Origin of the sequence: Microbispora sitophila (assembly GCF_014892245.1) — a bacterium.
In the GTDB taxonomy this organism is placed as follows: domain Bacteria; phylum Actinomycetota; class Actinomycetes; order Streptosporangiales; family Streptosporangiaceae; genus Microbispora; species Microbispora siamensis.
The window spans coordinates 85,385-100,184 of the sequence record NZ_JADBGC010000026.1 but is presented as its reverse complement, the minus strand read 5'-3'; the positions used below and the strand labels follow the sequence as shown (position 1 = coordinate 100,184).

The 14,800-nt window shown below is 69.6% G+C and carries 9 protein-coding genes; all 9 read right to left on the bottom strand.

All coding sequences use genetic code 11. The features are described from left to right. Position 1: 1 nt before the first annotated feature. Positions 2-664 carry a DUF5825 family protein gene (locus tag IL992_RS36430; protein ID WP_193207856.1) on the bottom strand — a complete coding sequence of 221 codons (663 nt, stop codon included), beginning with the start codon at positions 662-664 and terminating at the stop codon, positions 2-4. 25 nt (positions 665-689) lie between these two features. Then, complete coding sequence (locus tag IL992_RS36425; RefSeq protein WP_193207855.1) at positions 690-2,588, bottom strand: RiPP maturation radical SAM C-methyltransferase; 1,899 nt, start codon at positions 2,586-2,588, stop codon at positions 690-692. A 45-nt stretch (positions 2,589-2,633) separates the two neighbouring features. Beyond that, a complete protein-coding gene (locus tag IL992_RS36420) occupies positions 2,634-3,998 on the bottom strand; it encodes a TfuA-like protein (RefSeq protein WP_193207854.1) in 1,365 nt (454 codons plus the stop codon). Between the two features lie 80 nt (positions 3,999-4,078). Further along, positions 4,079-5,200, bottom strand: a complete 1,122-nt coding sequence (locus IL992_RS36415) for a YcaO-like family protein (RefSeq protein WP_193207853.1) — start codon at positions 5,198-5,200, stop codon at positions 4,079-4,081. Between the two features lie 527 nt (positions 5,201-5,727). Next, a complete protein-coding gene (locus IL992_RS36410; RefSeq protein WP_193207852.1) occupies positions 5,728-7,203 on the bottom strand; it encodes a cellulose binding domain-containing protein in 1,476 nt (491 codons plus the stop codon). Between the two features lie 98 nt (positions 7,204-7,301). Beyond that, positions 7,302-10,040: a glycoside hydrolase family 9 protein gene (locus IL992_RS36405; protein ID WP_193207851.1), complete on the bottom strand. Its 2,739-nt coding sequence runs from the start codon at positions 10,038-10,040 to the stop codon at positions 7,302-7,304. A gap of 13 nt (positions 10,041-10,053) precedes the next feature. Next, a complete protein-coding gene (locus IL992_RS36400) occupies positions 10,054-12,528 on the bottom strand; it encodes a glycoside hydrolase family 9 protein (RefSeq protein WP_193207850.1) in 2,475 nt (824 codons plus the stop codon). A gap of 346 nt (positions 12,529-12,874) precedes the next feature. Continuing rightward, complete coding sequence (locus tag IL992_RS46950; protein WP_319019055.1) at positions 12,875-13,837, bottom strand: RNA polymerase sigma factor; 963 nt, start codon at positions 13,835-13,837, stop codon at positions 12,875-12,877. Positions 13,838-14,070: 233 nt separating this feature from the next. Continuing rightward, a complete protein-coding gene (locus IL992_RS36385; protein WP_079319802.1) occupies positions 14,071-14,514 on the bottom strand; it encodes a DoxX family protein in 444 nt (147 codons plus the stop codon). Between the last annotated feature and the right edge of the window lie 286 nt (positions 14,515-14,800).

Here is a 14,800-nt window from a genome sequence, read left to right as displayed (position 1 = left end):
GTCAGGCAAGCTGCTCGGGCAGCGGCCAGCGGTACACCCGGTACGGCAGCCACCAGAGCAGGCCTCCCACCCGGCCGATCAGATCCGTGGCGGCGAAATCGGCCACGACTCCCGCAGGCACGGCCGCCTCCTCCACCCCTTGGGACAGAGACTCGATCGCCGCCAGATGAGCCGGCCCGGCGACCGTGAAGCGGCGCAGACCACCGGAGCGCTGGTCCCTGATCTGAACGAATCCTGGCCCCTTGCGGTAGAAGCACTGGCAGATGCGGTAGCCGGCGCGCCAGGCGGCGAGGGCTCCGGCGACGTCATCGGGGCCGCGCAGCGCGGCCGGCGGGAAGAGATGGGTGAGGCTGCGCCACGAGTCGCCGGGCTCGGTCGAGAGGTACCAGTCCACGGCGATGCCGCGGGCGGTGAGCTCACGTACCAGTGTGAGAGCGAGCATGGCGACCGCCGGGTCCCCGTTGAGATCGACGCGGTCACGCAGCCGGACCAGTCCGGCACCGTGGGCGGCCATCGCGGCCGCCGCCCCGGCCGTGTCCCCGTCCACTTCCGCAGCACCCAGGTACATGCCTGGGCCGTCGTTGACGGCGGGGTCGTAGTCGCGCCAGAGGGTGAGCCCGATCGCCGCGGTGGTCGCGCGACCCCCCGATGCCAGCAGTCCCATGTTTCCTTCCCCTTCAGCGGTGTGATCAGGACAGTTCGCCGGCTGCGACGATGTCCGGCACGGGGCAGTGGTCGAGGGCGTGGGCGTGGAGCAACTGTTGGTTACCCGCCATGGTGGCGATCTGGACGAACTGCTCGCCGTCGGAGAAGACCAACCCGAGCTCCTGCCAGTGACGCAGCAGTTCGTCGGCGTGGCCCGGGCCCACGTGATACGCGGCGCGAAGCTTGCGGCCGATGGCCTCGGCGGAATGTGGTTGGTCGAGCAGCCGGAACGCCTCCACCTCGACCGGCTCTTCCAGCCTGAGGGTGGACCAGGGGAACGCGCTGCGCCGGTTGGCCAGCACGATCTCCTCACCGAGGTCCCAGAAGCTCAACCGGCTCGCGTTGTACGACTCCCGCCATTCGGTCAGCGTCTTGTCGAGCACGCCCGCCAGGTCGTCGCCGATGCCCCGCTTCGGCGCCCGGAAGAGGTAGGCGAGGTCGAACAGGTGTTCGTCCGGCAGATCGTAGATTAGCCCGTACTGCTCGTCGGGCCTCAGCTCGGAAAAGCCCAGCTCCGGACGGTTGAAGTAAGGGCTGAAGCGTTCGATGGCGATCCGCGAGCTGCCCACGGCCGGCTGGAGGTGATGCAGGGCTGGCATCTGGCGGATCACGCTCTGGTAGTCCTCGTCGACCTCATCCGGGAAGCCGTACAGGTAGTTCCATTCGACCGACATCCCCAGCGATTCGCTGTCGCGCAGCATGCGCACGTTCTGACAGCCGGTGACGCCCTTGTTCATGAGCTTGAGTACGTGGTTGCTCAGGTTCTCGATCCCCGGCTGCACATGTACCACGCCCGACCGCATCAGCGTGTCCAGCTGCCGTAGCCGCAGGTTGGCCTTGATCTCGAAGAACAGGCGGAAGTCGTATCCGGCGTCGATGAGCCGCGGCAGGAGCGACGTGATGTAGCCCATGTCCATGATGTTGTCCACCACGACGAAGTCCAGCACCCCGTGCTGCTCGGCCAGGCCGATCAGCTCCTGATAGAAGTCTGCGGGCGCTTTGCTGCGGAACTCCATGAAGGTGCCGTTCAGGCCGCAGAACGTGCAGTGGTGCTTGGCACCCCACCAGCACCCGCGCGATCCCTCCACCGCCAGACGCGGCTCGACCCACCGGCGGGCAACCGACCGCCGCAGCCGCTCGTAGAAGCCGGAGAAGTCCGGCCCGACGATCTGGTCTGGCGGGAGGGGCCGGGTCTGCATCGCGTTCACCAGTGACGTGCCGCTCCCATCCCGCCAGCACAGTCCCGCGATGCCCGCGAAGTTTCGGGATCCGCGCAACTCGGCGACGAGGGCCGGGAACGCGAGCTCGCCTTCGCCCCGCACCACGAAGTCGATGAAATCGAACCCGGCGTGCAGCGCGGCTCCCTGCGTTCCGTCGCAGTTGGCCCCGCCCATGACGATCACCGTGTCCGGATTCTGGCGCTTCACCTGCTTGGCCACGGCCAGTGAGGCAGCGTTCTGCTGGAAGGTGGTGGTGAAACCGACCAGGTCGGGAGAGAATTGGGCGATCTGGTCGGCCAGTCGGACGATGAACGCAGGGGTGAGTTCGTAAAGCCCGAATATCAGATCGAACTGGGCATCCGTCACCATCTCCGAATAGGTCGCGCGGAACGCCTCTTTACGCCGGCTCTGGTCCTCATAAAGGGCGGACGAGAAGACCCAGTCGCCGAAGCCGCTGAAGTAGCTCTCCTGGGAGAAGTAGTTGTACTCCTCCAGCGTGAAGTCCAGCTCGCCGGTCACCCAGTCGACGAAGTCGAGGTTGGCGTTCAGCACCTCGACCTCGACATCGGGAATGGCGCGGACGACCGCGTTCTTGATGATGCCCAGGGCGAGCGAAGGCGAGTCGAGCCTCGACCAGGGGGCGTTGACCAGCAGGATGCGCATGATTGTCCCAGTGATACGTGGCCAGGGCGCGGCGTGACGCCGGGCTCAGCCGATGGTCAGCGGTCGGAGGTGTGGATTGGCCTTGTGGAAGAGGTAATAGGGGCGCGCGCACGCGACAAAGTCTTCAGTAGTGGAGAAGCCGCGTTCGAGCACAGCGTCATCCATGTCGACGCGTCCCCACTGTTGTGAGAACCAGGCGAGGACGTTGCCCGGGCGCAGCTGACTCAGATGGAGCGAGGGCCTTTCCTCGCGTAGGCGCTGGACGAGGAGCAAGGACTGCGCGACGCGGGACCGTGCCACCCGATAGGCGCCGCTCGACCTGAGGGCGTCCATGAACGGGTCGTGGAAGCCAAGCAGTAGGTCGGTGAACAGGGCCCGGGACGCCGCCTTCACGGTACGCACGGCCTCCGGCATGCTCCGCTCCGACGTCGTGCACCACCGGTCGAGGCCCGGGTCGGCGTATGCCTCCGGCGCCACCAGGCCCAGGGCGCGCAGCCTCGCGAGGACGGCCTGCCGGAGCACCTCCTCCTCGCTCGCCTCACGTAGACCCAGGCCCGCGCGGAGCACCCGCATCAGCGCGGAGTCGCCTGCCGAGGCCGCCTCCCCGGGAGCGATGGCGGTGGCGTGGTCCCGTGCGAGCGTCCAGGTGGCGACGCGCTCGCGAAATGCCGGATAGTCCAAGGCGAGGACCCTGCAGGCGGTGTGCGCCTGGGCGGCGGAGACAAGCCGGCCCTCCTCGCCCTCTCCGGCGGGGAGGGAGCCGCATTCGCCCACGCCTGCCTGCCACGCCCGTAGATAGGCGGTCTCGTTCAGTCGCCAGTGCGGCACGTACGCCGGCCGCGCGTTCTGCGGTGACCCTCCGCAGACGGCGTCCAGCAGCAGTCGGGCGTCGGCATGCTTGACGTCGGCGGCGGACCGGATCGCCTGCTCCACGCTCCGCCGCTCATCGGCGTCACCCACACGGTGGGCCGCGGCTACGATTCTGTCCCGGGTCCGCTCGGCGAACGGGAGGCGTCGCGCCGCGGTGAGGACCGCATGGGCGACCGGGGCCGTGATCAGGCCAGCGCCGACCGCGCCGTCCAACGCGTATCGCACGTTGACCAACGCTTCGGTGAACGGCTGGTAGTCCTCGGCCTCGCTGCCGTGCAGCATGGCGACCTCGTCGTCGGCCTCGATGATGCCCCGGCAGTAGTCGGCGAAGATCCGGCCGTGCCCGACCATGCCGAACGACGCGAGCTCCGCCGCGCGCAGGGCGCCCATGCTCGCTGCGCCGTGGACCGCCACGCCGGCGGACAGCAGCGCGAGGATCTCCTTGTGCCGTACGGCGGCCCGCTGGTGGAAGTAACCGTCCACGATACCCACGACGTCACCGACTCGGGCGCCGAGCCGCAGCAGATCGCCTGCTGCCACTGGCGGCAGCACGACTGCGCGGTCTGCGTACTCGGCACGCACCGTCCGAGGCACCGACGGACCCACGAAGAGATAGACGGTCATCCGTGCCCCCTCGGAAAGTTCAGACCAGGAGCAACCACCTTGACCACGGGGACCTCAAGCTCAGCTTGTGTCAGATCCACCCAGCACACGGTCCCGGTCGCGTGCTTCTCCACCGCTCGCAGCGTCGCTTCCAGGTCCTCTGTGAAGGAGGTGGCGGCCCTGGGGGACGACGATCGGGGAAAGGCCCGGGTGGCCTCCCTGTTCGCGGTCGCGAACGGGTCCCGGAGCACAGGACGGGAGGTCATCCATGATTGGACACCGTCGGCGATGTCGTCGCGCACGCCCGCGATCAGAGTCAGGCGAGACTGGGCCGCCTCGGTCAACGCACGGCACAGGGCGACATCCGGGTCCTGGTGACACCCCCAGCCCTGGAACTGCAGCGGCATCGCGCGCGACCAGATCGACGCCTCGTAGCACGGCATGTCCACCGGATCGCTGAGGTCGTTGATCAGGACCTGCACTTCCGCCTCACAGAACAGGTCGAGAAGCGCCCGCGACGGCCCGGTCACCGTGGACAGATCGACCGCCAGCCCTTCCCGGTCCGCGGCGCTGAGAACCTGTGCCTGGCGTTCCAGCAGCTCGTACATAGCGTGCAGCAGTGCCTCCTCAACCGTGTTGCCGCTCGCCAGGCCGTTGGAGGTGGTGGCGAACATCGGCGGGTGGCAGCGGCCCTCGCGCGTCGCGTCCATCCGGACGAACGCGTCCGGTACCCAGGTGGGGCCGCCGCCGTTCAGTTCCCTGGCGGCGATCCACCCAAGGCGCGTGGCCGGCGACAGCACCGACCGAGGGACCTGCGGCAGGTCGGACACCTCGTAACGCAGGTCAGAGGTCACTTCCGCGACAGTGGCGACGACGGACGGCGCTGCCATCTCCTCGGCGTGCCAGAACTCCACGGCCTCCATGGCCGCCGAGACGCGCGCGAGCATGGGGGTGATCCCCTTGCCCTGGGAGACCGAGAGCGTGCGTGCATTGGGCCGGACCGCCTGGTACACCGGTATCCCGATCACGTCGAGACCGGTCAGTTCCGCGACCCGGGTCACGCCTGTCACGGGCAGCAGGCCCGCGATCCGCGACCAGGTCTCGGCTGCGGGCAGTGCGCGGTGCGTCCCGTCCGTCACTTTCTTCACATGCATTTGCGACCCACATAAGTCTCGGCGCAAAGGCCGGCGCCCACCCGGATGGGGCGCCGGCCTTTGACCCGCCACGCTTCACGGACACGGCGGATCACATTCGGTGCCTCAGTAAAGGGATCCGGCGTCCACCCGGTCCACGCAGTTCTTGATGGTGTTCGCGTAGTAGGCCATCTCGATGCTCGGATCGAGCTCCACGTCGAGATCGATGCCACTGGTCATGTGTCGTCACCCCCTCACACACAGTGCTCTCTCCTGGCACAACCAGCATGCGCGAGCACGCCGCGGGGCGGCATGGGGGCATTCCCTGAGGCGCGCCCCTAAGAATTCGGACACGGGCCTCTTCTCACGTCTTGACCGAGGCAGGGAAGGCGGGGGCCGGATGAACGTAGAGAGCCGGAACCGCGACGGTCTTCAGGAGAAGAGAACCCGGTGAGGCACCGAGCCCGGACGTGGTTCGCGCAGCCTCACCGGCACCAATGAGTGGATGACGTCAGCCGGCTGATCGAAGCCGGTCACGTTCGCGTGCAGGGGCTGCCGTTGAGGGTGAAGGCGGTCGGCTTGGGGTTGCTGCCGGTGTAGGCGCCGTTGAAGCCGAGGTACAGCGACTGGCCCGGCTTGATCGTCTTGTTCCATTCGTAGTTCTCGGCGGTGACAGCGGTGCCGGACTGGGCCCAGACGGCCGACCATCCGTTGGTGACCCGCTGGGAGGCGAGCGGGAAGCCGAAGCCGAGCCTCCATCCGTCGATGGGGACGGTGCCGGTGTTGGTGATCGTGACGGTGGCGGTGAACCCGCCGTCCCAGGTGGTGGTCGCGTATGTCACCGTGCACCCGGAACCGGACGACGGGGACGCCGACGGGCTGGGGGACGGCGACAGGCCGAGGGACGGCGACGGGCTGGGTGAGGACGTTCCCCCGGGCTGCGCGATCGCCGTGTACGGCGCCGACGGGTTGCTCAGGTTGCCGGCCGCGTCGCGGGCGACGACCTGGAAGGTGTACGGCTTGCCTCCTTCGAGGCCGGAGACGATGTCGCGGGGAGTGCCGTTCTCGCCCTCGTACGCGTAGCCGTCGAGGGTCCGGCGGAACAGGTCGTATCGGGGCGGGACCCCGCTGTCGTCGCTGACGGTGTTCCAGGCGAGGAAGACTCCGCCGGGTATGGCCATGCCGGTCACGGCGGTCAGCCCTGTCGGCGTGCCGGGCGGCGTGGTGTCCGTCCCGGGGCTGGGGCTGGCGGCGGGCGGCTCCACCATGGCCCGGGCGCGGACCAGGTCGGAGGGCGCGCTGAGGTTGCCCGCGCGGTCCCGGGCCACCACGTAGAACAGGTAGTCGCGCCCCGCCGTGAGGCCGGTGACGACCGCGGTGACCTGGTCGGCCCGCATGTCGATCGTGGCCTGCGCGCGCAGGAAGGCACCGCCGGTCCACACGTGGACCTCGTAGGTGGAGATCCCGACGTCGTCCGTGGACGGCGTCCAGGCCAGGCCGACCGCGCCGTTGACGTAGACGCTCTGCGTGACCAGGCCCTCGGGACGGGTCGGCGGGGTCCGGTCGATCGGGGTCGGGCTGGGCGGCGGGCTGGAGGGCGGCATGCCGCTGAGGTAGTTCGCGCTGGCCGTCAGTTCGTTCGACGGCGGGCCCGCGTTCCCCGCCGCGTCCCTGGCGATCACCCGGAACGTGTACGACTGCCCGAGAGTGAGGCCGCCGACGATGGAACCGGGGCCGGTCGTGGTGCGGATGGTGGTGAAGGCGCCACTCTGCTTCACCTGGACGTCGTAGCCGGTGACGCCGACGTCGTCGGTCGCGGCGCCCCAGCACAGCGACACGCCGATGCCGAGGCTCGACCCGGGGGCCGCGGGCAGGGGACAGTCCCGCAGCGTCCCCGGTGCGCTGGGCGGCGTGGTGTCCCCGGCCGCCGCGGAGGCCGGCGGGAGGGCCGCAGCGGCGAGGGCGAGCCCGGTGGCTGCGAAGCCGGCCCCCAGGAGACCGGTTCGCACACCTGCGGCCGCTTTACGGAGACCTTGGACGGACATGGGAGTCACCTCTCTGCGAGCGGTCCGGCGCACCCGGGTGCGCCGGACCGCGTGTTGGGGGATCACGAGCAGGTGGTGCCGTTGAGGGTGAAGGCGGTGGGTTTGGGGTTGGCGCCGGTGTAGGTGCCGTTGAAGCCGATCTGGGTGGACTGTCCGGGGGTGATGGTCTTGTTCCAGTCGAGGTTGGCGGCCGTCACGTTCGTTCCGGTCTGGGTCCAGGTGGCGGACCAGCCGGGTGGGGTGATCTTCTGGGTGCCGGGGAAGGCGAAGGCCAATGTCCAGCCGTTGACCGCCGTGGCGCCGGTGTTGGTGATCGTGACGGTCGCGGTGAAGCCGCCGCCCCAGTCACTGGTTCCGTACGTCACCTTGCATCCGCCACCTGCCGACGGTGAAGGCGACGGAGACGGAGACGGGCTCGGCGAGACCGGCGGGCTGGGCGACGGGCTGGGCAGGCCGGACTGGGCGGTCGCGGTGAGCGTCGCCGAGGGCTGGCTGGTGTTGCCGGCCGCGTCCCTGGCCACGACGTAGAACGTGTAGCTGGTCCCGGCCACCAGCTTGTCCGCGACGTACAGCGTGGAAGTGGACGATCCGATCTTGGTGAAGCCGGCGCCCTGCTTCATGTAGACGTCGTAGCCGGTGACCCCGGTGTCGTCGGTCGAGGCCGTCCAGCACATCGGGACCGCGTTGACGAAGTCCGCCCCGCAGACCTGCAATCCCGTGGGCGCGCTCGGCGGCGTGGTGTCCGCCGAAGGCGAAGGCGAAGGCGAAGGCGAAGGCGACGGCGAGCGGGACGGCGAGCGGGACGGCGAGGGGGAGGGCGAGGGCGACGGGCTGGGGATGCCACCGGGCGGGGTGCCCCACACCAGCGTGTTCCCGTCGTACACCGGCACGTGCGACGCCGCCGACGCCGACCAGTCGTTGGCCGGGTCCCAGGTCGCGCCGTTCGGCACCGAGATCCGCAGTTGCGTGCCGCGCCGGTAGAGCTGGGCGTCGCCGGGGTAGATGGGCTTGCCCGTGCAGTCCACCTCGGCGTAGTAGGTGCGGTCCTGCGCGAGGGTCGGCCCGCTCACGGCACAGCCGTTGCTGTCGCCGCCGGTCACCTTCACCTGGGAGATCGAGGTGGAGCCGTCGAGCGTGAAGTAGTAACGCGCCTTGCCCGACTGGAGGACGCGCGGCGGCCAGTTCGACGTGTTGGTGATGGTGACGGTCAGCGAGGTGCCGTCCACGCCGCTGTAGACGTTGCCGGTCTCGGCGTGGATCTCCTCGTACTTCTCCTCCGGGGCGGGGAAGCCCGCCACCGGTGTCCCGCCGAACTCCTTGGCGAACCGCGCGAGCACGTTGGTGATGCCGGAGTTGTAATCGATCGCCACCTCGTTGCGGACGTAGTCCGTGCGGCTGTCGGTGTAGGCGTCGGTCTGGTCCGGGCCGCCGGCGAGCGCGCCGTACAGGACGTGCAGGTTGGGTCCGGTGGTGTCGCTCATGTAGCCGAGATACTGGCCGCTGGCCGCCCGGTGGTGGACGTGCGTCGGCGGGTTGGTTCCGAAGCCGACCATGTAACTGGAGTGGCGGGGATTGTCCCCGAGGGCGTAGTCGACCTGCCGCTTCGCGAAGTCGTGGTAGCGGGCGTAGAGCGGGTCACCGGGGCCGAGGTGGTCGGCGTAGACGAGGGCCACCCAGGCGGTGTTCAGCGCCATGCGCAGCGACGCCCAGTTGAAGATGTAGGCCAGGCCGCCGGGGGTGACCGGTCCCTTCTTGCCCTTGTATCCCGTGGTCCAGTAGTCGAGGTAGCGCTGGACGTCGTCCTTGTACCGCTGCTCGCCCGTCAGCGTGGCCATCAGCGCGTAGACGCCGTATTCCTTGTCGTTCCAGCCGAGGCCGAAGCTGTAGGCGGGGACGGTGGTGCCGCCCGCGCCCTGGCCCACGTCGGGCTCGCTGCCCATCTTCGGGTAGAACTCGCGGGCCTTGTCCAGATAGCTCCCGGTGCCGGTCGCCCGGTAGAGCCACACGGCCGCCCAGGCCAGCTCGTCCCAGTACATCTTGGTCGCGCCCGGGTGGTCGGAGCCGCCCTCCCAGGTCGAGTTGTAGTAGCCGGAGATGCCCGGCACGCAACTCGTGTACGCCGTGTCCTGGCCGTTCGTGCCCTTGGTCGTGTCGGCGAACGTGAACAGCTGCCTGGCGTGCGTCAGCAGCGTGTCCGCGTACGCCGGGTCGGTCGTCCGGAAGGCCATCGAGGAGGCCGCCATGGCCGCCGCCGTCTCGGCGACGACGTCGGTGCCCTTGCACGTCGGGGTGATCTTGTAGACCGGCCGCGACATGCCCTTGATGTCGATCACCTCGGGCGGACCCCAGTACGCGTGGTCCACGCTGCCGTCGCCCACCTGGACGTACAACGTCTCCGGATCGGGGTGCGCGGCGATCAGGTAGTCGGTGGCCCACTTGAGGTTGTTCAGCATGGGCGTGAGCTGGGTTCCGTAGCCGGAGCGGTTCTCGACCAGCCCCCAGGCCAGCATGGTCGTGGTGAACGCCATCGGGAAGCCGAACTTGACGTGGTCGCCCGCGTCGTACCAGCCGCCGGACAGGTCCACCCCGGCGGCCTTCCCGTCGTTCAGCGTGCGGTCGCCGCGCCACTCCACCCGGCTCCAGGCGGGCTTCCTGCCCGACTGCTGCGCCTCGTAGAAGTAGATCGACTTCTGCAGGGCCTCGGTGTAGTTGTACGAGCTCGCCGCCTGGGCGGGAGCCGGGCCCGGGACGAGCAGGGCGGCCAGTACGGCGGCCACCCCGCCCAGGGACAGGAGTCTCATGGATGGCCTCGTCTCAGGAGCAGGTGGTGCCGTTGAGGGTGAAGGCGGTGGGTTTGGGGTTGGCGCCGGTGTAGGTGCCGTTGAAGCCGATCTGGGTGGACTGTCCGGGGGTGATGGTCTTGTTCCAGTCGAGGTTGGCGGCCGTCACGTTCGTTCCGGTCTGGGTCCAGGTGGCGGACCAGCCGGGTGGGGTGATCTTCTGGGTGCCGGGGAAGGCGAAGGCCAATGTCCAGCCGTTGACCGCCGTGGCGCCGGTGTTGGTGATCGTGACGGTCGCGGTGAAGCCGCCGCCCCAGTCGCTCGTGCCATAGGTCACCTTGCACCCGCCACCGGGGGAGGGAGACGGCGAGGGGGACGGGCTGGGCGAGGGGGACGGGCTGGGGGACGGGCTCGCCGAAGGCGACGCGGACGGCGAGGGCGACGCCGACGGGGACGGCGAGGGCGACGCCGACGGGGACGGCGAGGGCGAGGGGGACGCCGACGGGGAGGCGCTGGGGCTGGGCGACGGCTCGGCGCCGGGCGGCGTGCCCCAGATGAGGCGGCCGTCGTTGCCGTACAGGGTCATGTGGTTCGCACCCTTGGCCGACCAGTCGTTGGACGGGTCCCACGTCGCGCCGTCGGCCACGCCGATGCGGAGCTGCACCTCGCGGCGGTACTCCGACTGGCCGCCGGGGAAGATGAGCGTCCCGGTGCAGTCGACCTCGGCGTAGTACGTGCGCCCCTCCAGCAGGTGCGGCCCGGTGGGCTGCTTGCACTGGGTGTAGGACGTGCTCACCGTGACCTGGCTCGCCGTCGTCGAGCCGTCCAGGGTGAAGTAGTAGCGGAACTTCGCCTTGTCCAGCACGGTCGCCGGCCAGGCCGACTTGTTGATGACGAAGGTCTTGGCCGCGGTCTCCCGCGTCGTGTGGGTGATCGTCGGCTCCAGATAGAACTCCGGGCCGTCGGGCGTCTCGCGCGGGAGCGTGGACAGGGGCGAGCCGCCGTACTTGCCGTAGAGGACGGCGAGCGAGCTGGTGATGCCGGAGTTGAAGTCGAGCGCGACCTCGTTCTTGACGTAGTCGCCCCGGCTGTCGGTGTAGGCGTCGGCGCCGTCCGGGCCGCCGACCAGAGCGCCGTACAGGACGTGCCTGCTGACGGCGGGCTCGCCGTCGGGACCGGCGTTGGTCCAGGAGCCGTGCGCGCCGCGGTGGTGCGGGTTGCGCGGCGGGTTGGTCCCGAAGCCGATCATGTAGCTGGAGTGCCGGGGGTTGTCGCCGAGCGCGTAGTCGATCTGCCGCTTGCCGAAGTCGTGGTAGCGCGCGTAGAGCGGGTCGCCCGAGCCGAGGAAGTCGGCGTACTTCAACGCGACGTAGGCCGTGTTGGCGGCCATGCGCAACGAGGCCCAGTAGAAGATGTACGCCAGGCCGCCGGGCGTGATCGTGCCCTTCTTGCCCTTGTAGCCGACGGTCCAGTAGTCGAGGTAGCGCTGGAGGTCGTCCTTGTACTTCTGCTCGCCGGTCAGCTCGGCCATCTGCTCGTAGACGGCGTACTGCTTGTCGTTCCAGCCGAAGCCGAAGTTGAAGACCGGCACCTGCTGCCCGTTGCTGCCCGGGTCCTCCTGGCTGCCCATCTTCGGGTAGAACTCGCGCGCCCGGTCGAGGTAGCCCGCGGTGCCGGTGGCCCGGTAGAGCCAGACGGAGGCCCAGGCCAGCTCGTCCCAGTACATCTTCGTGGCGCCCTCGACCTGGCCGCCCTCGCCCGTGGAGTTGTAGAACCCCTGTGCCGCGCTGACGCAGTTCACGTACGCCGTGTCACGGCCGTTCGTCCCCTTGGTCGTGTCGGCGAACGTGAACAGCTGCTTGGCGTGGGTGAGCAGCGTGTCGGCGTACGCCGGGTCGGTCGGCCGGAAGACGATCGACGAGGCGGCCATCGCGGCGGCGGTCTCGGCGGCGACGTCGGTGCCGGGGCACGACGCCGTGATCTTGTAGACCGGCCGCTTGTGGCCCTTGGCTTCGACGGTCTCCGGCGCGCCCCAGTAGGAGTGGTCCTCACCGCCATCGCCGACCTGGACGTACAGGACGTTCGGCTCGGGGTGTGCGTGGATGAAGTAGTCGCCCGCCTGCCGGAGCGTGTTCAGCAGGTAGGGCAGCTGGCCCGACTTCTCGTAGGACGCCCGGTAGTCCGCGCCGCCCCAGGCCAGCGTGGTGGTCATGGCCGCCATCGGGAAGCCGAACTTCACGTGGTCGCCCGCGTCGTAGAAGCCGCCGGACAGGTCCACCCCGGCGGACTTCCCGTCGTTGACGGTGGAGTCGGCCCGCCAGGTCACCCGGTTGGTGGAGGGCAGGTGCCCCGACTCCTGCGCTTCGTAAAACAGAAACGACTTCTGCAGCGCCTCGCCATAGGCGAAGGAGGCGGCCGAGACGGGGGTGGAAGTCGAGCTGACGGCCAGCAGGGCGCCGGCCAGTGCGGTCGCCGTGCTCGCGCTCAGCAGCCGTCGCGGTAGTCGCATCACGTGCCCCTAGGAAAGGAGGACGGGCCGGCCCCGCCGTGCGGGGCCGCCCCGGGAACGGGCGGGACGATCTCGGGAGGGCTCCCGCCCGGATCGTGCGTACGCGAGGTGGCGCGATCCAAGCACGCTCCGGTCACGGAGCGGTACGGCCAGGTCAGGACGGCCGAGGGCACGCCGCGGAGCTGAAACTTTCAGCTCGCGCTGCGCTTCAGAACAGCAGCATGAGCACACCCGCGAGGAGGATCCCGGCGACGACCAGGGTCACCACGGGCAGCGCCGTCCTGCCGAACCGGCGGCGGATAGCTTCGGATTGTGTGCCCTCGGAAGCGTCCTTCGTCTCGTCGAGTCAGTTCCCGGACGCGGGCGGACGCGTCCGGGTGAGCTCGCGTGCCCGGCGCAGCAGCCCCCTCCGGCGGGCACGGTCGAGCACGGCCAGCACCAGTGCGGCCGGCACGAACAGCCCTCCGACCGCCAGCACCGGGCCGAGGCCGGTGCCGCGCTGGACTGCCAGCGCGGCCAGGGTGGCGGTGGTGGCGAGTGAGGCGGCCAGGGCGATCCACGCGGCGACCACCCGGTCGGTGGCGAACAGCGGCACCCGGCAGATGAGCAGCCATCCGCCGTAGCATGCCCAGGCCAGGCAGACCACGGTGAGAAGGGCGAACATCACCTGCGTGCGGCCGGGCAGCGGGCCGGGCTCGCCTCCCCACAGGGCGGCCAGGAACGCCGTGCCGGACAGCCCGGACAGCAGCGACGTCACCGCCCGGACGCGCCTGGCCCGGGACAGCGCCGGTTCGAGCCGCTCGATCATCTCCCGCGCCGACAGCCGCGGTTCCTCGGTCATGGCCGGTATCCCTTCTCCTCCAGATGCGCGCAACAGGCGACGTGCGCGGTTGAGCCGGGACTTGACCGTCCCGGCGGGGATCTCGCAGATCTGCGCGCAGTCCTCCACCGAGAGGTCCTGCAGGTAGAAGAGGACGAGGATCTCCCGCTCGGGTATGGGCAGGCCCGACAGGAGGCTCACCAGCTCGGCACGGTCCAACGCGGCGTCCACGGGATCGCCGACGGTCACGTCACCGGTCGCCAGGGCTTCGTGCGCGTGCTCGCGTTCCCTGGAGTACTGACCGCGCAGACGGTCGGTGACCGATCGGCGCGCGATGGTGAACAGCCAGGGCGCGAACCGGGCGGGTTCCCGCAACCGGGGCAGGCTACGGATCACGGCCAGCCAGATCTCCTGGGACACGTCGTCGGCCCGCTCGGCGTCGAGCATGCGCCGCACGTACGTCCACACCGGCACCCGCCAGCGGGCCACCAGCTCGGCCAGGCGCCGCGCGATCGCCCAGTTGGGCGCGCACCACCAGTAGCTCGTCGGTCATCTCGTCCTCCCGTCACCCTGCTCAGTCGGACGAGGGGCCGATCAGGTTCACGCGGGCACGCGTGGGACCTGCCTCCGGTGATGAGGCAGGTCCTGGCCGCGAGGCGGCGCGCGCGGGCCATGCCGGACCCGGCGCTCGAGTTCGCCCTACGGGCGGCGGCGCGGTGTGGCTACGCCTGTGCCGGAGCGGGCGCGTACGTCTCGACCTCGTGGTGCCGCAGCCGGTGGATCAGCGTGTCCAGCGCCCAGGCGCCGGGGCCGAAGACCGCGATGAGGAAGAACGACCAGCAGAACATCGCCGCCGCCTCACCGCCGTTCCGGATCGGGAACAGGCCCTGCGGCGCGTGCACCGTGAAGTACGCGTACGCCATCGAGCCGGAGCACAGCAGCGCGCTGACCCGGGTGAGCAGCCCGGCGAGGACGAGAGTCCCGAAGACGAGCTGGATGGCCGCCGCCCACCAGCCCGGCCACGTGCCGAACGCCACGGCATGGCCGGTGCCGCGGTTGCCGCCCAGCACACCGAAGATCGTCGCCGCGCCGTGGCAGACGAACAGCAGCCCCGTCACGATGCGGAAAAGCGAGAGGACTGGTCCCCTGATCTGGTCCGATTTCAAGTGATCACCTTCTTGTCGTGCCTGCCGGACGGGGCCGCGCCGCGTACGCGCGGAGGCGATCCCGACCGGCCGATGGGAACGCGCCGGAAAACTGGATCCGGCGGAAGGGAAACGGGAAACTCCGGCCGTCGCCTATTCGCAGTCATGGCAAAGTAAATCGGCCGTCATTTCCGGCGTTCCGTGGCTCACATTGTCGGCGAATTGGACGTCCGGCCGCGTGAAGCCGCGCGGACGTATGGGCAAAAGACCCAGAACAGCTGGTCAAAGCCCGAAATGAGCAGCATCG